General features: G+C 64.0%; 26 protein-coding genes and 1 riboswitch. Of the genes, 12 read left to right on the top strand and 14 right to left on the bottom strand.

What is annotated here, in order from left to right; translation table 11 throughout:
* Nucleotides 1-3: 3 nt before the first annotated feature.
* From C4Q26_RS21680 to C4Q26_RS21660, 5 genes are read left to right on the top strand one after another with little or no spacing between them, the layout of a single operon-like run.
* Nucleotides 4-573, top strand: a complete 570-nt coding sequence (locus C4Q26_RS21680; protein WP_023381162.1) for a DUF6162 family protein — start codon at nucleotides 4-6, stop codon at nucleotides 571-573.
* A gap of 18 nt (nucleotides 574-591) precedes the next feature.
* A complete protein-coding gene (locus C4Q26_RS21675; RefSeq protein ID WP_104883500.1) occupies nucleotides 592-1,494 on the top strand; it encodes a metal ABC transporter substrate-binding protein in 903 nt (300 codons plus the stop codon).
* The gene (locus C4Q26_RS21670) at nucleotides 1,491-2,237 is read left to right on the top strand and encodes a metal ABC transporter ATP-binding protein (protein WP_023381164.1); all 747 of its coding nucleotides are present in this window, start codon (nucleotides 1,491-1,493) and stop codon (nucleotides 2,235-2,237) included. The genes C4Q26_RS21675 and C4Q26_RS21670 overlap by 4 nt, the downstream gene beginning before the upstream one ends.
* Nucleotides 2,237-3,136, top strand: coding sequence for a metal ABC transporter permease (locus C4Q26_RS21665; protein ID WP_023381165.1), 900 nt, complete (start codon nucleotides 2,237-2,239; stop codon nucleotides 3,134-3,136). The genes C4Q26_RS21670 and C4Q26_RS21665 overlap by 1 nt, the downstream gene beginning before the upstream one ends.
* A gap of 2 nt (nucleotides 3,137-3,138) precedes the next feature.
* Complete coding sequence (locus C4Q26_RS21660) at nucleotides 3,139-4,008, top strand: metal ABC transporter solute-binding protein, Zn/Mn family (protein WP_027908140.1); 870 nt, start codon at nucleotides 3,139-3,141, stop codon at nucleotides 4,006-4,008.
* Nucleotides 4,009-4,089: 81 nt separating this feature from the next.
* On the opposite strand, the gene C4Q26_RS21655 is transcribed toward C4Q26_RS21660, so the two are convergent.
* From C4Q26_RS21655 to C4Q26_RS21635, 5 genes are all read right to left on the bottom strand, one after another.
* Nucleotides 4,090-5,157, bottom strand: a complete 1,068-nt coding sequence (locus C4Q26_RS21655; protein ID WP_041925514.1) for a DUF1615 domain-containing protein — start codon at nucleotides 5,155-5,157, stop codon at nucleotides 4,090-4,092.
* Nucleotides 5,158-5,168: 11 nt separating this feature from the next.
* Complete coding sequence (locus C4Q26_RS21650) at nucleotides 5,169-5,720, bottom strand: hydrolase (RefSeq protein WP_023381168.1); 552 nt, start codon at nucleotides 5,718-5,720, stop codon at nucleotides 5,169-5,171.
* Between the two features lie 57 nt (nucleotides 5,721-5,777).
* Nucleotides 5,778-6,488 (bottom strand): thioesterase II family protein, encoded by a 711-nt coding sequence (locus C4Q26_RS21645; protein WP_189672951.1) that lies wholly within the window; start codon nucleotides 6,486-6,488, stop codon nucleotides 5,778-5,780.
* Between the two features lie 5 nt (nucleotides 6,489-6,493).
* A complete protein-coding gene (locus tag C4Q26_RS21640; RefSeq protein ID WP_003256222.1) occupies nucleotides 6,494-6,715 on the bottom strand; it encodes an MbtH family protein in 222 nt (73 codons plus the stop codon).
* 172 nt (nucleotides 6,716-6,887) lie between these two features.
* On the bottom strand, nucleotides 6,888-7,289 hold the full coding sequence (locus C4Q26_RS21635) for a hypothetical protein (RefSeq protein WP_027908143.1): 402 nt from the start codon (nucleotides 7,287-7,289) through the stop codon (nucleotides 6,888-6,890).
* 260 nt (nucleotides 7,290-7,549) lie between these two features.
* On the opposite strand from C4Q26_RS21635, the gene purU reads away from it, so the two are divergent.
* Genes purU through C4Q26_RS21605 form a run of 6 tightly spaced genes read left to right on the top strand, consistent with a single transcriptional unit; the run spans nucleotide 7,550 to nucleotide 14,373 of the window.
* Nucleotides 7,550-8,416 (top strand): formyltetrahydrofolate deformylase, encoded by an 867-nt coding sequence (purU, locus tag C4Q26_RS21630; RefSeq protein WP_027908144.1) that lies wholly within the window; start codon nucleotides 7,550-7,552, stop codon nucleotides 8,414-8,416.
* Nucleotides 8,413-9,324: a bifunctional methylenetetrahydrofolate dehydrogenase/methenyltetrahydrofolate cyclohydrolase FolD gene (gene folD / locus C4Q26_RS21625; protein ID WP_023381172.1), complete on the top strand. Its 912-nt coding sequence runs from the start codon at nucleotides 8,413-8,415 to the stop codon at nucleotides 9,322-9,324. The genes purU and folD overlap by 4 nt, the downstream gene beginning before the upstream one ends.
* Nucleotides 9,306-10,547, top strand: a complete 1,242-nt coding sequence (locus C4Q26_RS21620; protein WP_023381173.1) for an FAD-dependent oxidoreductase — start codon at nucleotides 9,306-9,308, stop codon at nucleotides 10,545-10,547. The genes folD and C4Q26_RS21620 overlap by 19 nt, the downstream gene beginning before the upstream one ends.
* 11 nt (nucleotides 10,548-10,558) lie before the next feature.
* Nucleotides 10,559-10,864: a sarcosine oxidase subunit delta gene (locus tag C4Q26_RS21615; protein WP_023381174.1), complete on the top strand. Its 306-nt coding sequence runs from the start codon at nucleotides 10,559-10,561 to the stop codon at nucleotides 10,862-10,864.
* Nucleotides 10,861-13,764, top strand: a complete 2,904-nt coding sequence (locus tag C4Q26_RS21610) for a 2Fe-2S iron-sulfur cluster-binding protein (protein ID WP_104883499.1) — start codon at nucleotides 10,861-10,863, stop codon at nucleotides 13,762-13,764. Before C4Q26_RS21615 ends, C4Q26_RS21610 begins: the two co-directional genes overlap by 4 nt.
* Before the next feature lie 3 nt (nucleotides 13,765-13,767).
* Entirely contained in the window at nucleotides 13,768-14,373 is a 606-nt protein-coding gene (locus C4Q26_RS21605) for a sarcosine oxidase (RefSeq protein WP_104883498.1), read from the top strand.
* 156 nt (nucleotides 14,374-14,529) lie between these two features.
* On the opposite strand, the gene tenA is transcribed toward C4Q26_RS21605, so the two are convergent.
* The 3 genes from tenA to C4Q26_RS21590 all read right to left on the bottom strand — a co-directional run bounded on the left by tenA (nucleotide 14,530) and on the right by C4Q26_RS21590 (nucleotide 16,989).
* Nucleotides 14,530-15,207 (bottom strand): thiaminase II, encoded by a 678-nt coding sequence (tenA, locus tag C4Q26_RS21600; protein WP_104883497.1) that lies wholly within the window; start codon nucleotides 15,205-15,207, stop codon nucleotides 14,530-14,532.
* Entirely contained in the window at nucleotides 15,204-15,851 is a 648-nt protein-coding gene (locus C4Q26_RS21595) for a TenA family protein (protein WP_104883496.1), read from the bottom strand. The genes tenA and C4Q26_RS21595 overlap by 4 nt, the downstream gene beginning before the upstream one ends.
* Nucleotides 15,852-15,929: 78 nt before the next feature.
* Nucleotides 15,930-16,035, bottom strand: a riboswitch (TPP riboswitch).
* A gap of 27 nt (nucleotides 16,036-16,062) precedes the next feature.
* The gene (locus tag C4Q26_RS21590; RefSeq protein WP_177429841.1) at nucleotides 16,063-16,989 is read right to left on the bottom strand and encodes a LysR family transcriptional regulator; all 927 of its coding nucleotides are present in this window, start codon (nucleotides 16,987-16,989) and stop codon (nucleotides 16,063-16,065) included.
* A gap of 231 nt (nucleotides 16,990-17,220) precedes the next feature.
* Between C4Q26_RS21590 and C4Q26_RS21585 the strand changes: the two genes are divergently transcribed.
* Nucleotides 17,221-18,210 carry a zinc-binding dehydrogenase gene (locus C4Q26_RS21585; RefSeq protein WP_104883495.1) on the top strand — a complete coding sequence of 330 codons (990 nt, stop codon included), beginning with the start codon at nucleotides 17,221-17,223 and terminating at the stop codon, nucleotides 18,208-18,210.
* 84 nt (nucleotides 18,211-18,294) lie between these two features.
* On the opposite strand, the gene C4Q26_RS21580 is transcribed toward C4Q26_RS21585, so the two are convergent.
* The 6 genes from C4Q26_RS21580 to C4Q26_RS21555 all read right to left on the bottom strand — a co-directional run bounded on the left by C4Q26_RS21580 (nucleotide 18,295) and on the right by C4Q26_RS21555 (nucleotide 25,337).
* Nucleotides 18,295-19,029 (bottom strand): hypothetical protein, encoded by a 735-nt coding sequence (locus C4Q26_RS21580; protein ID WP_027908147.1) that lies wholly within the window; start codon nucleotides 19,027-19,029, stop codon nucleotides 18,295-18,297.
* A 246-nt stretch (nucleotides 19,030-19,275) separates the two neighbouring features.
* On the bottom strand, nucleotides 19,276-20,517 hold the full coding sequence (gene codA / locus C4Q26_RS21575) for a cytosine deaminase (RefSeq protein WP_027908148.1): 1,242 nt from the start codon (nucleotides 20,515-20,517) through the stop codon (nucleotides 19,276-19,278).
* A gap of 4 nt (nucleotides 20,518-20,521) precedes the next feature.
* Nucleotides 20,522-21,739, bottom strand: a complete 1,218-nt coding sequence (locus tag C4Q26_RS21570) for a PucR family transcriptional regulator (protein WP_104883494.1) — start codon at nucleotides 21,737-21,739, stop codon at nucleotides 20,522-20,524.
* Nucleotides 21,736-23,001 carry a cytosine permease gene (gene codB / locus C4Q26_RS21565; protein ID WP_023381184.1) on the bottom strand — a complete coding sequence of 422 codons (1,266 nt, stop codon included), beginning with the start codon at nucleotides 22,999-23,001 and terminating at the stop codon, nucleotides 21,736-21,738. Before codB ends, C4Q26_RS21570 begins: the two co-directional genes overlap by 4 nt.
* Nucleotides 23,002-23,226: 225 nt before the next feature.
* Nucleotides 23,227-23,943 carry a glycosyltransferase family 25 protein gene (locus C4Q26_RS21560; protein WP_023381185.1) on the bottom strand — a complete coding sequence of 239 codons (717 nt, stop codon included), beginning with the start codon at nucleotides 23,941-23,943 and terminating at the stop codon, nucleotides 23,227-23,229.
* A 23-nt stretch (nucleotides 23,944-23,966) separates the two neighbouring features.
* Nucleotides 23,967-25,337: an oligosaccharide flippase family protein gene (locus C4Q26_RS21555; RefSeq protein WP_104883493.1), complete on the bottom strand. Its 1,371-nt coding sequence runs from the start codon at nucleotides 25,335-25,337 to the stop codon at nucleotides 23,967-23,969.
* Between the last annotated feature and the right edge of the window lie 58 nt (nucleotides 25,338-25,395).

Below are 25,395 nucleotides of genomic sequence, written 5' to 3'. Positions count from 1 at the left end.
TGCATGAGTCACGCCCAGGTAGTACGCCCGGCCGGTGCCGGGTACGAAACGCTCTACGTTCTGCTCGCCAGCCTGCTGATCGTGCTGCTGGCCTCCACGGTGGTGCTGATGCGCGGTGAGCGCGAGGACGAACAGGCCATCGCCCGCCATCAGATAGATGCCCGGCGTGACCTCACTGCCGCCGAACAGGGCATCTACACCGACCTGCGGGTGGCCTTCGACGAGATCCAACTGCTGCGCGAAGAAAACGCCGTTGCCCCGAGCGTCGACGACCTGGTCGAAGAGGGCCTACCGCCCTTCGTCGTCGATGCCGGCAGCCAAAGCCGTGGCCGCCATCACTGGCAATGGCTGCAAAGCGGCGCCTACCTGGGGCGCAGCCAAGCCCCGGAAATCGCCGGCAGCTTCCTGTTGATCCTGCCTGGCGACGCCGCCGGGCCGTCCGATGTCTGGCTACGCCGCGACAGCACTGCCCTGCTCCCGGACGACCTGGGCCAGGCGGCCTTGATCGCTGCCGGCTGGCAGCAGGTGGTTAGCCACTACGACGCCGGGGTCACCCGCGAACACCGTCACTGAACCCAAGGAATCTCCCCCATGCTCCGCTCCGTCCTTGCGCTGCTCCTGGCCTGCGCCCTGCCAGCCCTGGCCCTGGCCGACAACGCCAAGCCGCTGCGCATTGGCATCACCCTGCACCCCTACTACAGCTACGTCAGCAACATCGTGGGCGACAAAGCCGAGGTGGTACCGCTGATTCCGGCGGGCTTCAACCCGCACGCCTACGAGCCACGAGCCGAGGACATCAAGCGCATCGGCACGCTGGACGTGGTGGTGCTCAACGGCGTGGGCCACGACGACTTCGCCGACCGCATGATCGCCGCCAGTGAAAAACCGGGCATCGCCACCATCGAAGCCAACCAGAACGTTCCGCTGCTGGCTGCCACCGGCATCGCTGCTCGCGGCGCGGGCAAGGTGGTCAATCCGCACACCTTCCTGTCCATCAGCACCACCATCGCCCAGGTCAACAACATTGCCCGCGAACTGGGCAAGCTCGACCCAGACAATGCCAAGCTCTATACCCAGAACGCCCGCGCCTACGCCAAGCGTTTGCGCGCCCTGCGTGCCGAGGCTCTGGCGCAGGTCACCGAGGCGCCCTCGGCGACCTTGCGCGTCGCCACCATCCACGCGGCCTACGACTACCTGGTGCGCGACTTCGGCCTGGAAGTGACCGCCGTGGTCGAGCCGGCCCACGGCATCGAGCCGAGCCCCGCACAACTGAAGAAGACCATCGACCAGCTCAAGGCCCTGGACGTGAAGGTGATTTTCTCGGAGATGGATTTCCCTTCTGCCTACGTCGAAACCATCCAGCGTGAATCGGGCGTTCGACTGTACCCGCTGACGCACATCTCCTACGGCGAGTACACCAAGGACAAATACGAGGTGGAAATGAAGCGCAACCTCGACACAGTGGTGCGGGCCATCCAGGAGAACCGCGCATGACCGCCGCCGCCACGCGCATGCCCGCCCGCGGGCCGCGCATCGAGTTCGTCGGCATCGACCTGACCCTGGGCCGTACGCGCATCCTCGAACAGGTCGCCTTCAGCGTCGCCGCTGGCAGCGTGCATGCCATCGTCGGCCCCAATGGCGGCGGCAAGAGCTCGCTGATCAAGACCTTGCTGGGGCAGATGCCGCACCAGGGCCAGTTGACCCTTCACTGGCCGACACAAGCCAACGTGATCGGCTACGTGCCCCAGGCGCTGGAGTTCGACCGAGGCCTGCCAATGACCGTGGACGACTTCATGGCCGCCATGTGCCAAAGGCGCCCCGCGTTCCTGGGCCTTTCGCGGCGTATCCAGCCGGCCATCGACGCAGCGCTGGCTCAAGTCGGCATGCTCGACAAACGCAAGCGTCGCATGGGCGCATTGTCCGGTGGCGAGCGCCAGCGGGTGCTGCTGGCCCAGGGCCTGATCCCCGAACCCCAGTTGCTGGTCCTGGACGAGCCGATGTCGGCCCTCGACGAAGCGGGCATCCAGGTGTTCGAAGCGCTGCTACAGGGCTGGCGCCAATCCGGTACCACCGTGCTGTGGATCGAGCACGATCTGCAGGCCGTGCTGCGCCTGGCCGACCGGGTCACCGGCCTGAGCCGCCAGGTGCTGTTCGACGCCGCGCCCGCCCAGGCCCTGACCCCCGAGCGTCTTCTCAACCTGTTCTCCGTTCACCCGCGCAGCGAGAGCCTCGCCTGATGAGTTATGAAGCCTTCCGTCAACTGGTCCAGGACTGGGCCAGCGCCGGCTACCTGCCCGAGGCCCTGGCCTATGGGTTCGTGATCAATGCGTTACTGGCCGGTCTGATGATAGGCCCGGTGCTCGGCGGCCTGGGCACGCTGGTCGTGGTCAAGCGCTTCGCGTTCTTCTCCGAGGCTGTGGGCCACGCCGCGCTCACGGGCGTAGCCATTGGCATCCTGCTCGGCGAACCCTATACCGGCCCCTATGGCAGTCTGTTCGGCTACTGCCTGCTGTTCGGCATCCTGCTGAACTACCTGCGCAACCGCACCGGACTGTCGCCGGACACACTGATCGGGGTGTTCCTCTCGGTGTCCCTGGCCCTAGGCGCGAGCCTGCTGCTGATGCTGGCCGGCAAGATCAACGTGCACATCCTCGAGAACGTGCTGTTCGGCTCGGTGCTGACGGTCAGCGCCCACGACCTGCTGGTGTTGGGCATCGTCGCGGTGCTAGTGCTGAGCCTGGCCCTACCGCTTTACAACCGCATCATGCTGGCCAGCTTCAATCCGCAACTGGCCGCGGTGCGCGGGGTGGCGGTGAAGACCCTGGACTACCTGTTCGTGGTCCTGGTGACCTTGGTCACCGTGGCCTCGGTGAAAGTGATCGGGGCGATTCTGGTCGGTGCCCTGCTGGTGATTCCGGCCGCCGCCGCACGCCTGGTCAGCCAGTCGCTGAAAGGCTTTTTCTTCCTCTCGGTGCTGATCGCCACACTGAGCACCCTGCTCGGCATCCTGTTGCCGATCGTACTCGACCTGCCGGTGCCGTCGGGTGCCGCGATCATTCTGGTCGCCGGCCTGTGCTTCGCCCTCGCCGCGCTGGCCCGCGCCCTCGTCCCACGCCTGCAAGGAAACCCGGCATGAATCTGAATATCAAGCAGCTGACCCTGGCCATCGCCCTGGTGGGCCTGCCTTCGCTGAGCTTTGCCACCCAGGTGCTCACCACCTTGCCCGTGACCCACAGCCTAGCCGCTGCTCTGCTTGACGGCACCTCGGTGCAGCTCAAGCGCGCGGCTCCAGCCAACCTGCCGGCAAGCCGCCAGCCGTCGTACTTCAGTGGTCGTGGCGGTGCCGGCCTGCAGAAGGCCGCGCAACAGGCCGATGCGGTGATTGGCGTGCGCTCGATCTGGCGGGACGACCCGCTCTACCCAATGGCGCGGCGCAGCAATATCCGCATCGTCGAGATCGATGCCGCACGGCCAGTGGATGGCGCATTGCCGGGCATTGCCGTAACCGGCGATGAGGCCTATGCCGCTTATCCCTGGCTCAGCCCGACGAATCTTGGGCGCATGGCCGATGTGGTGGCCAATGACCTTGAGCGGCTCTCACCGGCTGACAAGGCGAAGATCCAAGGCAACCTCACCGCTCTCAAGCGCCAGTTGCTGGAGCTGACCGCCAGCAGCCAGACACGCCTGGCCGAAGTCGACAACTTGACCGTGGTCAGCTTGTCGGATCGCCTGGGTTATCTGGCCAGCGGGCTGAACCTGGACGTGGCGCAGCAGGCGCTGCCGCCCGAGGACAAGTGGGATGAGGCCACGCTCAAGGCGCTGGGTGAGAACCTCAAGACCCAGGATGTGGCTTTGGTGCTGCACCACCGCCAGCCGGAGGCTGCGGTAGCCGAGGTGATCAAGGCATCCGGGGCCAGGTTGCTGGTGGTCGACAGCGACCCGGAGGATGCCCTGGCGGGGTTGAAGGCCAGTGTCGAGCAAGTGGTGGATGCCTTGGGTCAGGGTTGAGGTTCGCTTCACCGGCCTGTTCGCCGGTACACCCGCCCCCGGGGTCGGCGCCACGGCCAGACTTTGGGGAGCGGGTTTGCCCTACCGCTTCATGCAGCGCTGGTAACGCTCATCCACACGACCTGCGAACCACGCCGTGGTCAACTTGCGGGTAATCTTCGGGCTCTTGAGCTCGATTCCCGGCAATACTGCACGCGGCACCGGCTTGCCGGCCGCCGCATCGGCCAGGGCGAACACGCCGCGGTACAACCGGGTGTCCTCGAAGGCCAGGCTGTCACCCTGCTCCAGTTGGCTGCGAATCTGCGGGTTGCGCAAGCCAAGCTTCGCCCCCAGTTTGCGCGCCGCCTGCTCGGTGGTTCCGGGCATGATCGCCCCTGGCGCCACCAGGTCGCCATCCAGCGCCAACTTCACCCCGGTTGCCCGGCTCAACGCTGCCTGGAAAGCGGCATTGCGGCTGGCGTACCAACCCGCATTGAAATCGGCGAAGCGGTACAACGGCCGCTCGTAGTTCGCTGGGTAGCCCAGCAGGTGGGTGATGCCGAAGTACAAACCGCCACGGCGGGTGAATACCTCCTGCCGGATCGTGCCTTCATAGCGGTAGGGGTAACCCTTGGCGTGCTGCTCGGCAAAGTCGATGCTCACTTGCATCGGCCCACCGGTATGCACCGGGTTCAGCCCGCCCAGCAGAGTCTTGCCCAAGGGCAGGCCGGCAATGAAATCATCGTACAGCGTGCTCAACTGTTTCTCGCTGCGTACCGCCAGCAGCCTCTGCTGATAGGTCTTGCCACTGCCGGAACTGGTATTCAGGGCACCGTCGACCAGCAGCTTGGGGATATGCAGACGCGCCGCGCGCCGGTCGATTTCTGCTCGGGCGATGCGCCCGAGGTTCGGCACCTGTGGGTCGGCATTGAAGGTCGACTCCTGCTCGGTGACGGCCAATACCGCGCACAGGTTGCTTTTGCTTGGGGCAATGCCCTGGGCTTCGAAGGCCACTTGGATATCCTGGGCCCACCCTTGCCGGTCCTTGGCTTGCGCCGGCAGCAGTCGCATCAACTGTGCTCGCACTTTGGTGGGGTCGGTTTCCACTGCTTCTTCGCGGCGCCCGGCGCAACCTTGCAGCAGGGCCAGCGCCACCAGCCCTGCCGCCATCAGCCGCGCGTTCAGGGCTGCTCACCGACCAGGTAGGTCTTGCTGATATGGCGAAACAAGGGATGGCTGGCGCTGCCCATCAGTTCGAACAGCACCATCTCACGGGTCACCACCTGCGCCCCGGCATCACGCATGCGCGCCAGGCCCGCGGCCTTGCTGGCCGGGGTACGGCTGTCGCAGGCATCCTCGACCACGAACACGTGCTTGCCCAGCGACAACAGGCCCAGCACGGTCTGTAGCACGCAGACATGGGTTTCCATACCACAGACGATCACTTGCTCGCGGCGCAGCAGGCTTTCCGGCAGGCACTCGGCAGCCACACAGGAAAAATGCGTTTTCTCCACCACCTGGGCTGCCGGTGCGGCAGTGGTGAGCGCTGCCAGGGTGTGCCCCAGGCCTTTGGGGTACTGCTCGGACATCACGATTGGCAATTGCAGCTCGGCGCTGGCCGCCACCAGCCAGCGCGCACGCGCTCGGGTGCCCTCGGGGTCGCTCATGGCGCCTATGAGCTTTTCCTGGATATCGACGACCAGCAGCGTGGCCTGGCGAGGGTTGATCAGCATTGTCGGCCTCTTGCCTGGGGAAAACCCTAGCCTCCCCCAGGCAAGCGATGACGTCAATCAGGCAGAACGCCGGTACGGCTCCAGCGACGCGGCCACCACACCGAGCACGCGGTGCTCGTGCTCATGGATGAAGAAGTGGCCGCCGGGGAACATTTGCAGCGAAAATTCCCCCGAGGTTTCACGGCGCCAGGCCATGAGTTGCTCTTGCGTGGCCCGGTCGGCCTCACCGCCGAGGACGTGCAGCGGACATTGCAGCAGCGACCGCTGACGATAGGCATAACGGCCGCACAGCAGGAAATCATGGCGCAGGATGGGCAAGGTCAGGCTCATTAGCTCGGCGTTGGCCAGCACCTCCTGTGGAGTACCGTCGAGCGCACGCAGCTCGTTGATCAGCTCGGCGTCGGTCTTGGGTTCGGACCAGTGCTTGCCATCGTAGTCTTCGCGACGGGTCGGTGCCGCGGTACCGCAGGCGAACAACGCGCGTGGCGCCGGGCAGCCCAGCGCTTGCAGTTCATGGGCCAGCTCGAACGCCAGCAGCGCGCCCAGGCTGTGCCCCAGCAATGCATAGGGCGCGCTGGCGGCCGTGCGCTGCTCGGCCGCCAGTTGCCGGGCCAGCGCCTGCATGTCGGTCTGCAGTGGTTCACTCAGGCGCGCGCCACGGCCCGGCAGCTCCACCGGGCGCAGCTCAAGCCAAGCCGGCAACGTGCGCCGCCAGCGGCTGTAGACCATGGCACTGGCGCCGGAGTAAGGCAGGCACAGCAGCTTCATCCCGCTCACTGCGCCGCGGCTTCAGCCATCTTCTGACGTAGGCTCAGAGGGCGCATGTCGGTCCAGACCTCGTCGATGTAGGCCAGGCAGTCCTTCTTCAGGCCGCTCTTGCCCACGGCGCGCCAGCCGTTGGGGATGGCCTTGTAGTCGGGCCAGATGGAGTATTGCTCTTCGTGGTTGACCACTACCTGGAACTGAATATCGTCGCGGTCGAAAACGGAAGTCATTGCCTGTCTCCTTGAGTGATGAATGCCGATACGCACTTGGCGTGGGGCGGCTCTCAGGTAGACGTTGGAGCCGTTGGGAAAATTAGTCTGGGTGAGGCTGGAGCAGGCTGGCGGGAGTCCCCTGTTGGGCGGCACTCGATCTCGACAGCGCCGTGCGGCTCAAGACGAACCCTCAAGCGTCCCGCAACAGATCATGCGCATCCAGCAACCGGAACGCGACCTGCGGGTTACGCTCCAACCCCCGCCGAATCGCAGCCGGAATCGACTGTCGGGTCTTGCGGCACAACCCCACCTGCTCGTCCAGTTCGATGACGATACCGCGCATGGTGCGCACTTCGTTGAACCCAGGGGCGATGTGCACGCGAATGCCGAGGTTTTCGTACATGCGCTGCTGCAGGCGTTGCAGATCCTCCAGGTCCTTGAGGTTTTCCAGGCGCTCGAGCAGGCGTTTTTCTTCCTGGCGAGTGAGCAGCAGGATTCGCTGGGCGGCCTGGGGGTGATCGGCCAGTTGTTCGCGGCCACACACACAGGCGCCGGGGGGGCACGGTTGGCGTAATGGAGGGGTGTTGGTCATGGGGCAAGCATAGCCAGTTTTTGGTGTCGGCTGCACTGGCGATGTCGCCGGCCAGCCGGCGCCTGCCAGGGGCCACCTCGATCACCAGAGTTTCCCCTCAGGATAAAAAATTTCACAAACCTCTGGACCACCACCCACCTCTTCGCCTATAAATCGCCAAAAGGAAATTTATATTCCTGATAAGAAACAACGCTTCGCCAGCCGCGAGGCCATTTCGCCCTTGTGCCCGACCTGCCCCACCCCACCACGAGGACCTCGACATGCACCCCGCTCCCGACCATTTCATCCTGCGCGTCAGCTGTCCGGCCGTGTCCGGCATCGTCGCGGCGGTGACCACCTACCTGGCCGAGCACGGTTGCTACATCAGCGAGATGGCGCAGTTCGACGACGAAGACAATGGCCGCTTCTTCATGCGCGCCGTGTTCCGTTACAACACCGGTATCACTGGTGACACGCCGCAGCTGGAAGCGGGCTTCGCCGACGTGGCCCAGCGCTTCGCCATGGACTGGAGCCTGCACAGCAGCGCCCGCCCGATGCGCGTGCTGCTGATGGTGAGCAAGTTCGACCATTGCCTGAGCGACCTGCTCTACCGCCACGCCAAAGGTGAACTGGAGATGCAGATCACCGCCGTGGTTTCCAACCACCTGGACCTGCGGCCCATGGCCGAGCGCCAGGGCATCCGCTTCGTCTACCTGCCGGTAACCAAGGAAACCAAGGCCGAGCAGGAAGCGGCGCTGATGCGCATCGTCGAGGACACCGATACTGAACTGGTGGTGCTGGCGCGCTACATGCAAATCCTCTCCGACGACCTGTGCCGTCAACTCTCGGGCCGGGCCATCAACATCCACCACTCGTTCCTGCCGGGTTTCAAGGGCGCCAAGCCCTATCACCAGGCCTACCAACGCGGGGTCAAGCTGATCGGCGCCACTGCCCATTACGTCACCAGCGACCTGGACGAAGGCCCGATCATCGAGCAGGAAGTGCAACGTGTGGACCACGCCTACGCGCCTGACGATCTGGTCGCCATCGGCCGCGATACCGAAACCATCGCCCTGTCCCGCGCGGTGAAGTACCACCTCGAACACCGCGTGTTCCTCAACCACGACCGCACGGTGATCTTCAAATGAATGCCATCCCCAGCGTCAAGCTGATCGACGGCAAGGCCACGGCGGCGCGGGTGCTGGCCGAGGTGCGCGAGCAGGTCGACACCCTGCGCCAGGGCGGCGTGCAACCGGGCCTGGCAGTGGTGCTGGTGGGCATGGACGCGGCTAGCCAGGTGTATGTGCGCAACAAGGTGCTGCGCGCCGAGGAGGTGGGTATTCGCTCGCTGGAGCACCGTCTGCCAGGCGACACCACCGAGCACGAGCTACTGACCCTGATCGACCGGCTCAATCGCGATACGGCGATAAATGGCATTCTCGTGCAGTTGCCCTTGCCCGCGCATATCGACGAACACCGCGTCTTGCAGGCCATCAGTCCGCTTAAGGACGTGGACGGTTTTCACAGTGAAAACGTCGGCGGCCTGGCCCAGGGTCGCGATGTACTCACCCCTTGCACGCCCAGTGGCTGCATGCGCCTACTGCGTGATGCCTGTGGCCCATTGCGGGGCAAGCACGCGGTGGTGGTCGGCCGCTCCAACATTGTCGGCAAGCCCATGGCCGCCCTGTTGTTGCAGGCCGACTGCACGGTGACCGTGGTGCATTCGCGCAGCCGTGACTTACCGGCACTGTGCCGCGAAGCGGACATCCTGGTCGCCGCGGTCGGCAAGCCTCGGCTGATCGGCGCCGACTGGCTCAAGCCGGGGGCAGTGGTCATCGATGTGGGTATCAACCGCATCGAAGAGAACGGCCGCAGCCGCTTGGTGGGCGATGTCGACTTCGACGCGGCCCTGCCCCAGGCCGCCGCCATCACCCCGGTTCCCGGAGGCGTCGGGCCCATGACCATCGCCTACCTGATGAAAAATACCCTGCTCGCCCTCGACCTGCAGCAACAGGCCGCCCAACAGGAGCGCACCCCATGCCCTTCGCCCTGCTGAAATACGGCCTGAGCGCCGACTACCCGGTGGAGGTCGACCTGCCGCCACCTTGCGAACTCAAGCCACGTTACGACGTGGTGATCATCGGCGGCGGCGGTCACGGCCTGGCCATTGCCTACTACCTGGCCAGATACCATGGCGTGACCAATGTCGCAGTGCTGGAGAAAGCCTATCTGGGCGGTGGCAATACCGCGCGCAACACCGCGGTGATCCGCTCCAATTACCTCACCAGCGAAGGCGTGCGCTTCTACGCCGAATCGGTGCGGATGTTCCAGCACCTGTCGAACGAATTCGACTTCAACATCATGTATTCCGAGCGTGGCCAGCTCACCCTGGCGCACACCGATGCCACCGTGCGCGCCTTCCGCCAACGGGCCGAAGTCAACAAGCACTTCGGCGGGCGTACCGAAATGATCGACCGCCAGCAGATCCGCGAACTGGTACCGACCCTGAATCTCGACCCCGGCCACTTGCCGGTGCTGGCCGGGCTCTGGCACATCGACGGCGCCACCGCGCGCCATGACGCGGTGGCCTGGGGTTACGCCAAGCAAGCGGCCAAACGCGGCGTGGAAATCCATCAGTTGACCGAAGTGCAGGACCTGGTGATTCGCAATGGCCGGATCGAAGCGGTCAAGACCAACCGTGGCACCGTCCAGTGCGGCTGCGTGGTGCAGGCGGTGGCTGGCGCCAGCTCGCTGTTGATGGCAAAGGCGGGCATTCGCGCGCCGATCCACACCTACCCGCTGCAGGCGATGGTTACCCAGCCGTTCAAACCGTTCCTCGATCCGCTGGTCAGCTCGTCCGCCCTGCACTGCTATGTGCAACAGACCAGCCGTGGCGAGATCGTCTTCGGTGGCGGCTCCGATCCCTACCCGCTGTACAACACCCGCTCGACCCTGGACCTCAAGGAAAGCCTGCTGGCCCACGCCATCGAAATGTTCCCGTTCATGGCCAACGCCAAGCTGATGCGCCAATGGGCCGGTATGACCGACATGACCCCGGATTACAGTCCGATCATGGGCCTGTCGCCGGTCGAGAACTACTACCTGGATGCTGGCTGGGGCACCTGGGGCTTCAAGTCCACGCCCATCTGCGGCAAGACCATGGCCGAACTGGTCGCCAGCGGCGGCAAGGTGCCCGAACTGATCGCCCCTTTCGCCCTGGAGCGCTTCAGCCGCTTCCAGCAAGTCAATGAAATGGGCGCCACGGCGGCCAGCCACTAGAGGAACGCACGATGAAGATCCTGACCTGCCCCTTGAACGGCCCGCGCAACATCAGCGAATTCACCTACGGCGGCGAGTTCAAGCAGATGCCCGACCCAAGTCGCTGCAGCGACGCGGAGTGGGCCGACTACGTGTTCAACAGCGACAACCTTGCCGGGGTGGTCGTCGAATGGTGGCTGCACAACGCCTCCAGCTACTGGTTCCTGGCCGAACGTCACACCGTGAGCGACCAGGTACTGCGCACCTTCGATCCAAAGGACGTATTCGTCCGCCGCATCGACTTTGCCCCCACCGCCACGCCGGAGACCGCAGGATGAACAGCCTCACTCGCCTCCCCGCGCCCATGGGCCTGCTGATCGACCGCGACCGGCCCCTGCGCTTTACCTTCGACGGCCAGAGCTACCCTGGCTTTGCCGGCGACAGCATCGCCAGCGCCTTGCTCGGCAACGGTCGCTGGCTGCTGTCGCGCTCGTTCAAGTACCACCGCCCACGCGGCCCCTTGAGCCTGGCCGGGCAGGACGCCAATACCCTGGTGCAATTGCCCGACGAACCCAATGTGCTGGCCGACATGCAGGCCGCACAGGATGGCCAGGTGGTCGAAGGCCAGAACTTCAACGGCAGCCTGGACAACGACCGCGATGCCTACCTGGGCACATTCTCGCGCTTCATGCCGGTGGGCTTCTACTACCGTGCGTTCTACAAACCCAAGGGTATGTGGAAGGTCTGGGAGCCTCTGATCCGCAAGAAGGCCGGACTCGGCGTGCTCGACCTGAGCTTCAGGCCGCAGTACTACGACAAAGCGTATCTGTTCGTTGACATCGCCATCATCGGGGGCGGTCCAGCCGGCTTGCGCGCGGCCCTGGATGCCGCCAACGGCGGGGCCAAGGTGCTGTTGATCGAGCAGCAGCCGGTGCTGGGTGGTTCGCTCACCTATGCCCGTTTCGACATCGCCGGCACCCGTGCCACCAGGCTGCGCAAGGAACTGCTGGCGGCGGTCGAAGGCCACCCGAACATCCAGGTATTGCTGGAGGCCACCTGCAACGGTTGGTTCACCGACAACTACCTGCCGGTGATCCAACACAAACGCATGTACAAGGTACGCGCTACTCGCTGCCTGGTGGCGGCCGGCTCGTTCGACCAGCCGGTTGTGTTTCGCAACAATGACCTGCCCGGTGTGATGCTGACCAGCGCGGCCCAGCGACTGATGAAGCTGTATGCGGTCAAGCCGGGCCAGCGTGCGGTGATCCTCACCGGGCATGACGATGGCTACCTGGCCGCGCTCGACCTGCAAGAGCAAGGCGTGGCCGTGGCGGCGGTGGTAGACATGCGCGCCGCTCCCGCCGATGCCACGCTGGCGGCCGAGCTCAAGCGCCGCGACATTGCCCTGCACCTTGGCAGTACCGTCTACGAGGCCCTGCACGAAGCCGGCATGCGCCATGTCAGCGGCGTGGACATTCGCCCCATCACCGGTCAAGGGAAGGTGAGCGAGCATGGCCTGCGCCTGGCGTGCGACCTGCTGTGCATGTCGGCAGGCTACATGCCGGTGTACCCGTTGCTATGCCAGGCCGGCGGCAAGCTGGCCTACGACGTAGGTCGCGACGAGTTCGCCATCAGCGGCCTGCCCGCTGGGCTTGATCTCGCAGGCTCGGTGAACGGCCGCCACCAACTGGACAACGTGCTAACCGACGCCTCGCGCGGCGCCGCCGAAGCACTGACCGCACTGGACCTGCCGCCCCCGGTGCTGCCGGCCTTCGTCGCCGAAGCCAAGGTCAACTTCCCCTGGCCGATCTTCCCGCACCCCAAAGGCAAGGATTTCGTCGATTTCGACGAAGACCTGCAAGTGCGTGACATCGTCAACGCTACCCGCAGCGGCTACCGTGATGTACAGCTGGTCAAGCGCTTCTCAACGGTGGGCATGGGCCCGTCCCAAGGCCGCCACTCGGCACTGCCCACCGCTCGCCTGGTGGCCCAGGCTACTGGGCGCAGCATCAGCGAAACCGGTGTGACCACCGCTCGCCCACCATTCCAGGCCGAGAAACTGGCGCACGTCGCGGGCCGTGCGTTCGACCCCTATCGCCAGACACCCATGCACCGCCGTCACCTGGAAGCCGGGGCGAAGATGATGCCTGCTGGCATCTGGCAGCGCCCCGCTTACTACGGCACGCCGGACCAGCGGGAGCGCTGCATGCAAGAAGAAGCCCGCCACGTGCGCGAGCAGGTCGGCCTGATCGACGTTTCCACCCTTGGCGGCCTGGATGTGCGCGGCCCGGATGCCGCCGAACTGCTCGAACGGCTCTACACCTTCGGCTTCGCCAAGCTTCCGGTCGGGCGCACCCGATATGCTCTGATGACCAACGAGCACGGCGTGGTGATCGACGATGGCGTCTGCGCACGCCTGGCCGACCAGCACTTCTACGTCACCGCCACCACCAGCGGCGTGGACCGCATCTACCAACAGATGCTCAAGTGGAACGCGCAATGGCGCCTGGACGTGGACATCACCAACGTCACCGCCGCGCTGGCTGCGGTGAACCTGGCCGGGCCACTGTCGCGACAGGTGCTGGCCAAGGTGTGCAACGATGTCGAACTGTCGGCCGAGGCCTTTGCTTACCTGGGCGTACGCGTGGGCACGGTGGCCGGCATCCCGGCGCGTATCCTGCGGGTCGGCTTCGTCGGCGAGCTGGGCTATGAAGTGCACGTGCCTGCGCGCCATGCTGAACGCCTGTGGGATGCGCTGATGCAGGCCGGTGCGGGGCTTGGCATCCGCCCGTTCGGTGTCGAGACCCAACGCCTGCTGCGCCTTGAGAAGGGCCATGTGATCATCAGCCAGGACACCGACGGCATGACCCACCCGGCCGAGATCGACATGCAGTGGGCGATCGGCCGCAAGAAGCCGTTCTTCGTTGGCAAACGCTCGATCGAGATCCTCGAAGGGCAGCCGCTCAAGCGCAAACTGGTCGGTTTCACCCTACCCAAAGGCAGCCCACAACCGCTGGAGGGGCATCTGGTGCTGGACGGCCAGGACATCAGCGGCAACGTCACCTCCTGCGAGTACTCCCAGACCCTGGGACAGATCATCGGCCTGGCCTACGCCGGGGCGCACCAGGCCACCCCCGGTATGCACATCCCGATCCGCGTGGAGGGCGGCGTGATGGTCAACGCCCTGGTGGTGCAACTGCCCTTCTTCGACCCCGACAACCAGCGCCAGGAGCTCTGATTCATGTCCAGCCTCAATGCCGAAGCTTTGATCGAACGCAGTCCGCAGGCCGGGCTGCTCAATACCTGTGCGCTGACCAACCTGACTGACCTGCCGCGCGTGGGCTTTCGCGGCAGCGACAGCGCAGCCTACCTGCAGGCGCGGGGCTATCGCCTCCCCGAGCGGCCCAACCAGGCGCTGCGCCAGGATGACGGAGGGTGGGTAGCTCGGTTGTCACAAAGCGAATACCTGCTGCTCGGCAGCCTTGCCGACGAAGGCGAGCGGGTCGCCGCCGAGGAGGCCAACTGGGCACAGGACGCACGACGCAATTACCTGCTGCCGCGTCAAGACAGCCATGCCTGGCTGCAACTGTCAGGGCACCGAGGGAGCGCGGTGATGGCCAAGCTGTGTGGCGTCGACCTGAGACCGGAGGCGTTTCCCGTCGGGGCGGTGGCCCAGACATCGGCGGCGCGGATCAATGTGATCGTGATCAATGTTGGGAGCGCGACGTTGCCGGCTATGCACATCCTGTTCGACCGGGCATCGCTGGTTTACTTTAGCGGTGCCATGCTCGATGCCATGGATGAATTCGACGGCGCGATGGTGGCGCTGGGCGCGTTGCTGGATTGACCTCCCGGCAGCCCTCCCTGTGGGAGCGGATTTACCCGCGAATTCGGCAGTGAAACCACTGCCCTTTTCACGGGTAAACCGCTCCTATCGGAATGGGCCGTGCCAGGTGATTTGGATGCAGCGCCAGATCCTGAGGCACTCCAACTGCGTCCCCGATTACAGTGATGCAGGTCGTGCGCCGTCCAGCCCCATCTGCCAGAATTCGGCTTCCAGCCTCGAAGCTTGGGCGAAGATCGCCGCCAGCTCCGTGAAGCGTTGTTCAGTCATGCTGCGGGCAGCCAGTTCGTCCAGGTGCCTGCGCGCGCCCTGGGCAACCCCTTGGTAAGCCTCGCCGGCATACTCACCAATCCATTCGCGGTATGGGTGGCTGGCCATGTCGCCGATAGCGCCTGCCAACCGACTACCAATTTCAGCGTAACCGATCACGCAAGGCGCCAGCGCGACGTGCAGGTCGAGCAAATCGCCGGCCGCGCCGCAGTCCAGGACGAAACGGGTGTAGGCCACGGTCGCCTGGAGCTCCGGCGCCGCTTCGATATCAGCCTGACTAAGGCCCCAGCGCGCGCACAAGCGCACATGCAGGTCGGTTTCGTCGAGAATCGCCGCCAGCCCGGCCTGGGCGGCGCGGATGTCGGAAGGGCGACGGCTTTTATAAGCAGCCAGCGCCCAGGCGCGGGCGAACTGGATAAGGAACAGATAGTCCTGTACCAGATAGGTGCGGAAGGCCCCCTCCGACAACGTGCCGTCACCCATCTGGCGCACGAAGCTGTGATCAACGTAGCTGTTCCATTCCGGCAGTGCAGCGGCCTTGAGGCGGTCGAAGATATCCAGGCTCATTGTTGCTCCTCGTACACGGCCTCGAAGAAGGCCAGTTCCAACGCGACGGTGCGCAGGTAGAAATCGGCAGCCCGCTCAGCGTCCTGCGGGCCGACCCGGTCCAATTCGGTTTGCAGGAAGGCGACAAATTCACTGAACGCCGGGTTGTCGTGCAGGGTAATCCACTCGGCATGGACGAAATTCGCTGGAAGCGGCTTGGGTGCCTTGGTCGCCCAGTCCAGGTACAGGCCTTCGGCGACATTGAGCACTGCCAGCGCTGCGGCGTAAGAACGGGTGGCGGCGGCTTCGCGCATGATCGCCTTGAAGCCCGCGGTGGGCACGGTGTCGGCCGGTGCCTGGCGCTGCTCGGCGCTAACGTCCAGGGCCTCGAAAGCGCGCAGGAAATAGGTATTTTCGTCGCTGCTGATCATGCCGGCGAAACGCCCGAAACGCAGGCGGGCTTCGAAGGTGTCCGCCGTGGCGATGGCCGCGCCGAGCAAGGTCAGGAAGCTGTCGAGGAAGCGGTGGTCCTGTACCAGGTAGCGGACCATCACCACGTCCGGCAGGCTGCCGTCGCACAGTTGGGTGACGAAGCGGTGTCCAACGGCGGCGGACCAGGTCGGCTCGCTCTGACGGCGCAGGGTGGCGGTGAAGCGTTCGGTCATGGTGCTGTCCTTTCTAGGCTGACAGCGAGACCGGTGCAGTGATACATGGAACGACCTCGCAGTGAGGCCGGCAAAAAGGCAGGTCGGCAGTCCCATCCCTTCGCCGGCATGATCCGGATCAGGTTCGAAGGGTCACCGCGCCAGCGGTTTCTCAGCCCGTTGCCGGGCTCCCCTTGGTGGCGTCATGTATACAGCAGTGGTTGCGCCCGCATCAACTGAAATAGCGTGTGTCCAGATGTTCGACCAGAAAGTCGATGAACACCCTCACCCGCTGCGGCAACTGCCGGCCCGGCCCAATGAACACGGCGTGCAGCACGTCCTGCTGGTCGTCGCTTTCAAAACCGTCCAGCAATGGCACCAACCGTCCCGCGTCGATATCGGCGCCCACATGGAAATTGGCCAGACGAGCTACCCCCGCCCCGCCCAGGCACAGCTGGCGCATGCTCTCGCCGTCATGCACCAGCAGGTTGCCCTCGGGCTCGACCTCCACCCGCTCACCGTGCTCGTCACGGTAGACCCACGCCTGGGCGTGGCGATGAAAGCCAAAACCGAGCCGGTTGTGGCGGGCCAGCTCTGCTGGCGTGCGCGGCCAGCCATGGCGCGCCAGGTAGCCCGGCGAGGCGACGGTGCGCAAGCGGCTGCGGCCCAGGTGGCGCTGCACCAGGCGCGATGCCTTCAACGGGCCCGAGCGGATGGCGATATCGGCGCGGCGCTCCAACAGATCGACCACCATGTCGGTCAGCTCAAGATTCAGGGTGATCTGTGGGTAGGTCTCAAGAAATCGGGGAATCAACGGCGTCAGGCAATGCAAGCCGAATGGCAGGTTGCTGTTGATATGGATGACGCCGCTTGGGCAGGCCGCATTGGCCACGTCACGTTCGGCGTTGTCGATCTGCTCGAGGATGCGCAGGCTTTCGACGTGAAAACGCTCACCTTCGGCCGTCAGTTCCAGGCGTCGAGTGGTCCTATGTAGCAGGCGTGCACCGAGACGTTGTTCGAGGCGGGCAATCAATTTGCTGACCGCCGAGGGCGTCATGTCCAGGCGACGTGCCGCTTCCGAGAACGTGCTGGCGGCCACCACCTCGGCGAACACCTCCATTTCGCCGGAGCGGTTGATGTCCTTGATTCGGCTTTGCATGACTTCGATTCACAGCTGGCTTGAATTGTACGAGTCTACATCACAGGCCTGTGAGCTCGTATCGTCTGCCTCATCGTTGTCGTGCCGCCTTTTCCTTGGCCTTTCGCCGCGCAAGCTAGGCGAAGCAAGCTTTCTGTGACGTGGATTCACCACAGTTTGGCCTGGCGGCGGCTGTTTCAGCCTGCGCCGATCCGCTAGCCTCCAGGCAGATTTGTGCTCAAGGAGACCTTCATGTCCAACGATTACAACGCCTGGGCCTGGACCCCAGGCGCCGGTCTTGACGGCTTGCAACTGGTTCGCAAGCCCCTGCCTAACCCTGGCCCCGGCCAAGTGTTGGTCGCCAACCGCGCCATTGCCCTTAACCCGGTGGATTGGAAGATCTGCCAATGGGGCCATCCGGACTGGCACCAAGGGACCGTGCCTGGGGTGGATGGTGTCGGTGTGGTGGAGGCGCTGGGCGATGGTGTGGATTTGCCACTGGGTACGCGCGTCGCTTACCACCAGACGCTGTCTCGCGATGGCAGTTTCGCCGAGTACTGCCTGGTGGATGCCAATCTGCTGATGCACCTGCCGACCAACCTTGACGACAGCGCTGCCGCCGCTGTGCCCTGCCCCGCGCTCACTGCCTGGCAGGCCTTGGCCAAGGTGCCCGCTGGCGCCAACTGCGATGTGCTGGTGATCGGAGCTGGTGGAGCGGTGGGCTGGTATGTCGCGCAATTGGCGGTGCAGCGTGGGTTGAGGGTCTGGGCCACTGCCGGCCAGCATCATCACGCGGCGCTCAAGGCCCTGGGCGTGATCGAAGCCTACGACTACCAAGCGAGCGATTGGCAGGCCCGCTTGCAGGCCGCCCTTGGCGAGCGCCCGCTGCATGCGCTGTTCGATACGGTAAGTGGCGCCCATGCCGCCAGCCTTGCCCACCTGCTTGGCTACAACGGCCATCTGGTATGCATTCAGGACCGCCAGGAAAACGCGCCCCTGCCCGCATTCAGCACCGCGATCTCGTTGCACGAAGTGGCACTGAACAGTATTCATGCCCATGGCCGCTTGCTCGACCGCCAAGCGCTGCGGGTGGCGGGAGAACAACTCTTGCAGGCCGTCGCCGAGGGTCGGTTGCTGTCACCACAACGGCGCAGTTTCGACTTCCAGACACTGCCTCAGGCGTTACGCCAGTTGAAGGATGGCCGTCTGGGTGGCAAGTGGGTCGCTCGGCTGGTCCAGTGACCTCAAGGGAGGTGCATTTCACCCTGTGGGCCGATACTGCGCCAGAACCTGGCACTGCAGGATCAGTGAGCCTTGCCCGTCAGCTCAGGATGGTAGGACCGGCGCACGACGCCGCCACAGGCAGATACAGCCAAGCCCCAGCACGCTCAGCCCCAACACCCCAAGCAGTGTGACCAACTCGCGGCTGTACCGGGCCACTTGCGCGGGAAACCCCACATACTCGCGGTAAACCTGCACATCGGCCAGGCCATCGGCATGGCTTATGCTGATACCGCCCTGGCGGATCTGGGCGTAGTCGGCATCGAAATACACCCAGACCTTGCACAGGCCACCCGGCTCGAGGGTGGGAATCTCGACCGTCGACGTCGAAACCTCGACGATGTTGTCGTTGCCCTGGGCATCGCGAACCTGTACCAGGCCCTTGGCCGGCAAGTTGACCTTCACGTTGCGCACCAGCGCATCGCCCGTGTTGCGTAGGTCGATCAGCAAACCGGTGCGGTGATCCACCAGGCCTGCCTCGAAGGGCTTGGCGAACAGTTGCGCATAAGGGGCCTGGGCCAGGTCGACCAGCTTGTCGACTTGCTCGTCGCTGAGCCCACCTTGGCCGATGCTGCGAATGCGCCGATGCAATTGCTCGTACTTGAGCAGCTCGCTGGCCTTGCTGATGCGCTCGCTGAACTGGCTTGGGTAAGTGAGATAGGCGTAGGTCAGCGTGGCCTCCAAACGCGGACGGCTCTTGAGGAACCCATAGGCCACCAGCACGACCAGCAGGCCAATCAGCACAGCGACCAGAAGCTTCCCGACTTTGTCCCAACTCAACGGTGTGTTTCCTTCAGCCAAGGCACGGACCATTCAAGCGGTCCAAGGGTGCCAAGTTCGACGCCCCCAGGCAAGCGTTCAACGTGCCAGCAACACAGGCAGCGCTGCCAACCCGGACCAGGTCAGCACCACCGGCGAAACGCCGCCTCGCGGACGTCCAGCTACACCCGGGTACTCACGGCAAGCCAGCCCCTACAATGACCGGGCCACTGCTGCACCGTAGGGGCCAGCTTGCCGGTAAAGGCGTCAGGCAAACCGCTCGACCTGCGCAGGCGTACGACGCATGAGCACCTTGCCATTGCGCACCGACACCAAGGCATGCCCCTGGCTGCGAACCATTTCGTAGTCATCAGGCGCAGACAGCAGCAACAGGTTGGCCGGCCGCCCGACGTCGATGCCGTAGCGCTCGCCCAGGTTGAGGGTACGGGCGCTGTTGTCGGTGATCAGGTCCAGCCCGCGTTGCAGGTCTTCGTAGCCAAGCATATGGCAGATGTGCAGCCCGGCTTCGAGAATGCGCAGGATGTTGCCGTTGCCCAGCGGATACCACGGGTCGACGATCGAGTCCTGGCCGAAGCACACGTTCATGCCCGCACGGTCGATTTCGGCCACGCGGGTCAGGCCGCGGCGCTTGGGGTAGGTGTCGAAGCGACCTTGCAGGTGGATGCTCTCGGTTGGGCACGACACGAAGTTGATGCCCGACAGCTTGAGCAGACGAAACAGCTTGGAGCAGTAGGCGTTGTCGTAGGACCCCATGGCCGTGGTATGGCTGGCGGTGACCCGTGCCCCCATGTGCCGCACACGGGCCTCCTCGGCCAGTACCTCGAGAAAGCGCGACTGTGGGTCGTCGGTTTCGTCGCAGTGCACGTCCACCAGGCAGCCGGTACGCTCTGCCAGGTCCATCAGGAATTTCACCGATGACACCCCTTGATCACGGGTGTTTTCAAAATGCGGTATGCCGCCGACCACATCGGCACCGATGGCCACCGCCTCCGTCATCAAGGCCCGGCCATTGGCATACGACTCGATGCCCTCCTGGGGGAAGGCAACGATTTGCAGGTCGATCAGGTGACGCACCTCTTCGCGCACTTCGACCATGGCCTTGAGCGCAGTGAGCTTGGGGTCGGTCACATCCACATGGGTACGCACGTGCTGGATGCCATGGTTCACCAGCATGTCGATGGTCTTTTTCGAGCGGTGCTTGATGTCGTCGTGGGTGGTGATTTCCTTGCGCTCGGCCCAGCGCTCGATACCCTCGAACAAGGTACCGCTCATGTTCCACTTCGGCTCACCGGCGGTAAGGGTGGCATCCAGGTGAATGTGCGGCTCGACGAAGGGGGCTACCACCAGGTTCTGCTTGGCGTCCAGGTCATCGGGGCTGCCGAGCGCCGCCACATCGGCCTGTGGCGCGATGGCTGCGATGCGGTCGCCGTTCAGTTCGATGCGAAACAGGCCCGACTTGCCACGCAGACGTGCATTGATGATGTTCATGACATTACTCCTTGCCTTGGGCTTCGCTCATGCGCCATACCAGCATGGCGACCGAAGCGTTCATACGAAACAGCGGGTCGTCCAGAGACTGCCCGCTCAGTTGTTCGATGCGTTGAATTCGTTGGTTGATGGTATTGCGGTGCAGGCCCAGACGCTGGGCAGCCTTGAGGCCATTGCCATTTTCCTTGAGCAGCGCATCGAGGGTATGCACCAGCATATGGGGCTGCTTGCGACCAGATGCGATCAGCGGGCCCAAGGTTTGCGCGACGAAGTCGTCGATCAGTGAACGGTCGGCGATGCCCTGCAGCAAGCGCAGCACGCCCAACTCGCTGAAGTCGCAGAAGCCCGTGACCGGGCGCAGGTTCTGCGCCACCTCCATGGCCTGACGTGCTTCGTTGAGCGCCTGGCGATAGTGGGCGCAATCTTCGGCCAGGCTCGACAAGCCCATGGCAAGACTCAGCTCCCCTGCCGCAGCGGCCAACTGCCGGTGCAGCGCGGCCAGGGTGACCTGCAAGTCCGGCGCATCCGCCAGCAACAACACGAACAGGTCGCCCGGCAACTGCGCCGTCACCGTCCCCGGGCGGCCATGGCACCAGGCCTCCAGCCGATCTTCCAGCGCCTGGCGGATGCCCTGCCACACCCGCTCGCCCTGGGCCAGCCCGTGGCGTTCGAACAGGCTATCGACGCCAGACAAGCGCAGCGCAACCAGGCGGCGTGGCGCGTCCAACGCCAGGGCCAGGTGCGTGGCCCGCTGTCGGGCGATGGCCAGGCTCGGGTAATCGCCGGTCAGCAACTGGCCGAGGATGTCGTTGCGCGAGCGCCGCACCTGGGTCATCTGAACCAGAGCCGTGCCGATCAAGTGGGTAACGACCACCATCTTCAGCGCGTAAGGCTGTTCGATCAGTGGCAGCCCCAGCTGCTCGGCCCGCTCGATCACCGCCGGCGGAATACGTTGGATGAAGCTGCCGCCAGTCAGGATCACCATACCGGCAATACCCACGGCGTCGCCGTCTTCCACCAGGCTCAGCAAGTTGGCCTCACCGCGAGGGTGATTGATCCCGGTAACGAACACCAACTCGCCGCCCATCACCCACTCGGCGATACCTTCGTTTTCCGCCACATACGGCCAACGCACGCGCCGTTGCAGATTGCGCGCGCCCGCACGAACGGTCATTTCCTGCAGGCCTGGCAGGTGAAGGATTTCGTCAAGCGCCAGGCTCACGGTTCGACACCTGCCTGCCCCAGTGCCCGGCGCTGGCCGCTCAGTTCAAGCATGACGATGTAGCACAGCGCCGAGGCGCCGATGCCTACCAGTGGCGCGACCCACGGCGACGCATAGGCCAATACCGCGCCGACCGCATAGGCGAACAGCCCCATCAGGTTGTAGCGGGGCAGGTTCACACTGGCCAACGCAGGGTACTTGCCGCGGTGGCGGTACCAGAAGTCGGCCATGATCACCCCACCCACCGGCGGGATGATCGAACCGAGCAATACCAGGAACGGAATCAGCATTTCGTACATGCCGCCAATGGCCAGCACGATCCCGACGCCTGCCGCCACCAGTGTCGCCGTGCGGCGGCGTTCGCTGCGCAGCAGGTGGCACGCGGCTGCCGACACGTTGTAGATGGTGGGCCCCTGAATGGTCCATAGGTTCAGGCACAGCATCACCACTGCGGCGAACGACAGGCCCTGCAGCATCATCACCTCGACGATGTCGGCTTGCTGGTAGACCATGGCGCACCAGGCCCCCGCCACCACCATCAACCCGTTGCCGAGCAAAAACGCGACGACGCTGGCGACTACCGCCACCCGTCCGCTGCGCGCCAGGCGGGTCCAGTTGGTGGCCTGGGTGGCACCACTGGCGAACGTGCCAAAGACCATGGTCACTGCCGCTGAAAAGGTCAGGCTTTCATGGGGTACCACTGCAGCCAGCCCGGCAAAGCCACCGGCATCGCGAGTGGCGATGTACATCGAGATCACGAGCAGCGCGAACATCAGCGGCACCGACACCCGCGACAACAGGTCCAGCCCTTTGAAGCCGATGATGGCGGTGATGCTGAAGCCCAGACCGAACAGCACCATCAACGGCATCGTGTAACCTTCCGCCAGCCCCAGCAATTTGACCAGCACGATCGCCACGGTGGCAGTGCCCCATGCATACCAACCCAGCTCGGCAAAGCCCAGCAGAAAGTCGGACAACCGGCTGCCCGCCTCACCGAAGCAGAAGCGCCCCATCAGCACGGTATTCAGCCCGCTGCGCGAGGCGATGAATGCCAGGGCTGCGGCATACAGGGCCAGTAAGGTGTTGCCGATGGCGGCGACCCACAGCATGTCGACAAAGTTGAAGGCCATGCCAAGCTTGCCGCCGGCGAACATCGTGCCGGTAAAGAAGGTAAAGCTGAACAGGACCATGGCAATGGGCAACAGGCCCTTGCGGGAGGTCTGAGGGGCTTCGGACAGCGGGAATTCGGTGGGTGAGCTCATTGCACGGTGCTCCGGGTTGTAGGTGGGAGCAGGCAGAGCAATATGCGGGCCGCTTTTGCACCGGCTGAAAAGGCAAAAATAGCGGGCGAACGGCACAAGCGCCAATGTGCATCATGCACACTCAAAAGCCAACGTTGTCGATTCAATGTGTGCGCCGTGACTTAATTTGAGGCGGTTGTGCACCAAGACGGAACAGGGCTGGGTAGTTTCCACCCAGCCCATGCATCAGCGTGTTCTGCGCAGTTTTTCTGCCTTGAGCCTGCGATAGACAGCCATCAATGGCCGGAACACCGCCAGGCGGTCAAAGATCGAGAGCGCATGCAGGTCGGTGCGCGAAGGACGCTGGTAGCCAAGGTTCCAGGTGTAATAGTACGCCTGGATGTCCTTGCGGGTTCGAATCAGGGTATTGAGGGCCGCGTCGTAGTGCATCGGCCCGCCATCCGGGTGACCGGGGGGGCGTTCGAGAATCTGGGTGAGGAAGTCCCGCAGCTTGGCAACGCTCTTGCCGTTCACGGCATAGAAATGGGACAGGTGAATCGGTCGGTCGACCACCTCCCAACCGGGTGTATCCGAGTTACCTTCATAGGGGTGACCGAGGTAGGCGATGTCCCAATCCATGCCCTGCAACGACTCGATGGCCTGTTTGCCGAACGCGGCGATGCGCCGGGAAAACTGGATATCATCCTCCATGATCAGGATGTTCTTCACATTCAGGCGCATCGCTTCTTCGAGGATGTGCAGATGGCTGAGAAAGCAGCCCCTGGCGCCGATGCTGGGAAACCCCTCCTGCGCCGTGGGCGTAACCGCGGCGAAGAAGCCTATCTTGTCGTCGTCGATATGGAAGCCATTGCGGGCGAACTCGGCTTCGGTTTCCACCCGACGGTCCGTCCGGTACGGGATATTGATGATTCTGGTTCGATCAAAGTAGTCGATCACATTCATCGGTCAGGTCCTTGGGCAACGACTCAGGCGAACAACTGGGTGACGAACTCTCCACACAAGGCACCAATCACCATCACCGGCAAGACCACCAGCTCACGCTTGATGCTCAACATGCCCAGTTGGTGGCTGACCTTGAAGATCAGGATGAGGGTGAAGAAGCTATGCAGGGCCACGCCCCATAGCGCATAGGTCACGCTGCCAATGGCCAACAGCAGCGGCATCAAGGTGAACAACGCCACGACCCGGATGATGTTGTCCATGGCCATGTACTTGGTGAGCCCCAGGGCCATCCAGATTTGCTGGGTCAGGCCATAACGGAGCGTGAACAGCGACAACGACAGGATCGCCATCATCTGCCCCGCGTCGGCATAACGATCATCGTACAGCCAGTGGATGATCAGCGGGCTGGCGGTGAACAGGAAGCCACAGGTGAACAAGGTCAGCACATCGAACATCAGCCTGAAGCGCCAATACAGTCGACGCAGACGCTCTTTGTCGCCACTTCTGGCCGCCTCGCTGAAGGCCGGCAGCGCGACGGCGCCGGCCAGGCGCTGCAGGCTAAGGGTGAATGCCTGCAGGATACCCACGGCAATCGAGTAGACCCCCAGTTGAGCCACTGTCATGCTGCCACCGAACCAGATGCGATCGCCTTGCATGGCCAGCACGCCAACGGCAGACGACAGCAGCACCCAACGGCCGTAACTGACGATCTCGCGCAGCGCTTCCGGGTCCCATTGCGGACGGTCCTTGTGCCCTGGGAACATCACGTGGCTGAGCACGGTGGTGACCAGGGTACTGACCAGGCCCGCGGCCACCAACGCCCAGATGGAACGGGTGAGGTAACCGATAACCAGCATCACCAGCAGACCGGCGATTTGCGAAACCAGCTCGACCACGACCACTTTCTTTTGCTGGAACGCACGAACGGCCACGTCCATCTTGGTCGATTGGAAGGCGAAGATGATCGCGAAGAAGCCTGTTATGGCCAGCACACCGGGCAGTTCCGGGGCGGCATAGGTGGAGTGCGCCGGCCACAGTTCCAGGTGTTGGCTGAACCAGGAGCACAGCGCGATCAATTCCATCACGACGAACAGCACCATGCCGCGAATGATCTGCACCGACCAGACCGTGTTGAGGAACAGCGGCTCCTCGCCGCGCGCGCTCTGGACGATGTTCTGCCGCAAGCCGACATCGGACAGTAACAGCAACAGCACCGACACCGTGGTGGCGATGGCCATCAGGCCGAACATCTCCGGCACCAGCAACCGGGTGATGATCAGGTTGCCGCCTAATCGAATGACTTGTGAAGCCACGATGGACCCGATGTTCAGGGCCCCTGCCACCAGCACGCGTTTGCGAAGGCTTTGCGGGGACGACAACTCGATCGTAGGCATGGCACCATCCCTGATCTGGTTTTTTAGACGTTACTATAGTCTCAATCTGCCATGCCGC

Origin of the sequence: Pseudomonas sp. SWI44, assembly GCF_002947915.1 — a bacterium.
GTDB classification, from domain to species: domain Bacteria; phylum Pseudomonadota; class Gammaproteobacteria; order Pseudomonadales; family Pseudomonadaceae; genus Aquipseudomonas; species Aquipseudomonas taiwanensis.
This window is presented reverse-complemented; position numbering and strand designations above follow the sequence as displayed.

Coding starts and splice junctions, on each gene's coding strand:
- C4Q26_RS21680 (WP_023381162.1), top strand. CDS start 4: ATGAGTCACGCCCAGGTAGTACGCCCGGCCGGTGCCGGGTACGAAACG.
- C4Q26_RS21675 (WP_104883500.1), top strand. CDS start 592: ATGCTCCGCTCCGTCCTTGCGCTGCTCCTGGCCTGCGCCCTGCCAGCC.
- C4Q26_RS21670 (WP_023381164.1), top strand. CDS start 1,491: ATGACCGCCGCCGCCACGCGCATGCCCGCCCGCGGGCCGCGCATCGAG.
- C4Q26_RS21665 (WP_023381165.1), top strand. CDS start 2,237: ATGAGTTATGAAGCCTTCCGTCAACTGGTCCAGGACTGGGCCAGCGCC.
- C4Q26_RS21655 (WP_041925514.1), bottom strand. CDS start 5,157: ATGGCGGCAGGGCTGGTGGCGCTGGCCCTGCTGCAAGGTTGCGCCGGG.
- C4Q26_RS21650 (WP_023381168.1), bottom strand. CDS start 5,720: ATGCTGATCAACCCTCGCCAGGCCACGCTGCTGGTCGTCGATATCCAG.
- C4Q26_RS21645 (WP_189672951.1), bottom strand. CDS start 6,488: ATGAAGCTGCTGTGCCTGCCTTACTCCGGCGCCAGTGCCATGGTCTAC.
- C4Q26_RS21640 (WP_003256222.1), bottom strand. CDS start 6,715: ATGACTTCCGTTTTCGACCGCGACGATATTCAGTTCCAGGTAGTGGTC.
- C4Q26_RS21635 (WP_027908143.1), bottom strand. CDS start 7,289: ATGACCAACACCCCTCCATTACGCCAACCGTGCCCCCCCGGCGCCTGT.
- purU (WP_027908144.1), top strand. CDS start 7,550: ATGCACCCCGCTCCCGACCATTTCATCCTGCGCGTCAGCTGTCCGGCC.
- folD (WP_023381172.1), top strand. CDS start 8,413: ATGAATGCCATCCCCAGCGTCAAGCTGATCGACGGCAAGGCCACGGCG.
- C4Q26_RS21620 (WP_023381173.1), top strand. CDS start 9,306: ATGCCCTTCGCCCTGCTGAAATACGGCCTGAGCGCCGACTACCCGGTG.
- C4Q26_RS21615 (WP_023381174.1), top strand. CDS start 10,559: ATGAAGATCCTGACCTGCCCCTTGAACGGCCCGCGCAACATCAGCGAA.
- C4Q26_RS21610 (WP_104883499.1), top strand. CDS start 10,861: ATGAACAGCCTCACTCGCCTCCCCGCGCCCATGGGCCTGCTGATCGAC.
- C4Q26_RS21605 (WP_104883498.1), top strand. CDS start 13,768: ATGTCCAGCCTCAATGCCGAAGCTTTGATCGAACGCAGTCCGCAGGCC.
- tenA (WP_104883497.1), bottom strand. CDS start 15,207: ATGAGCCTGGATATCTTCGACCGCCTCAAGGCCGCTGCACTGCCGGAA.
- C4Q26_RS21595 (WP_104883496.1), bottom strand. CDS start 15,851: ATGACCGAACGCTTCACCGCCACCCTGCGCCGTCAGAGCGAGCCGACC.
- C4Q26_RS21590 (WP_177429841.1), bottom strand. CDS start 16,989: ATGCAAAGCCGAATCAAGGACATCAACCGCTCCGGCGAAATGGAGGTG.
- C4Q26_RS21585 (WP_104883495.1), top strand. CDS start 17,221: ATGTCCAACGATTACAACGCCTGGGCCTGGACCCCAGGCGCCGGTCTT.
- codA (WP_027908148.1), bottom strand. CDS start 20,517: ATGAACATCATCAATGCACGTCTGCGTGGCAAGTCGGGCCTGTTTCGC.
- codB (WP_023381184.1), bottom strand. CDS start 23,001: ATGAGCTCACCCACCGAATTCCCGCTGTCCGAAGCCCCTCAGACCTCC.
- C4Q26_RS21560 (WP_023381185.1), bottom strand. CDS start 23,943: ATGAATGTGATCGACTACTTTGATCGAACCAGAATCATCAATATCCCG.
- C4Q26_RS21555 (WP_104883493.1), bottom strand. CDS start 25,337: ATGCCTACGATCGAGTTGTCGTCCCCGCAAAGCCTTCGCAAACGCGTG.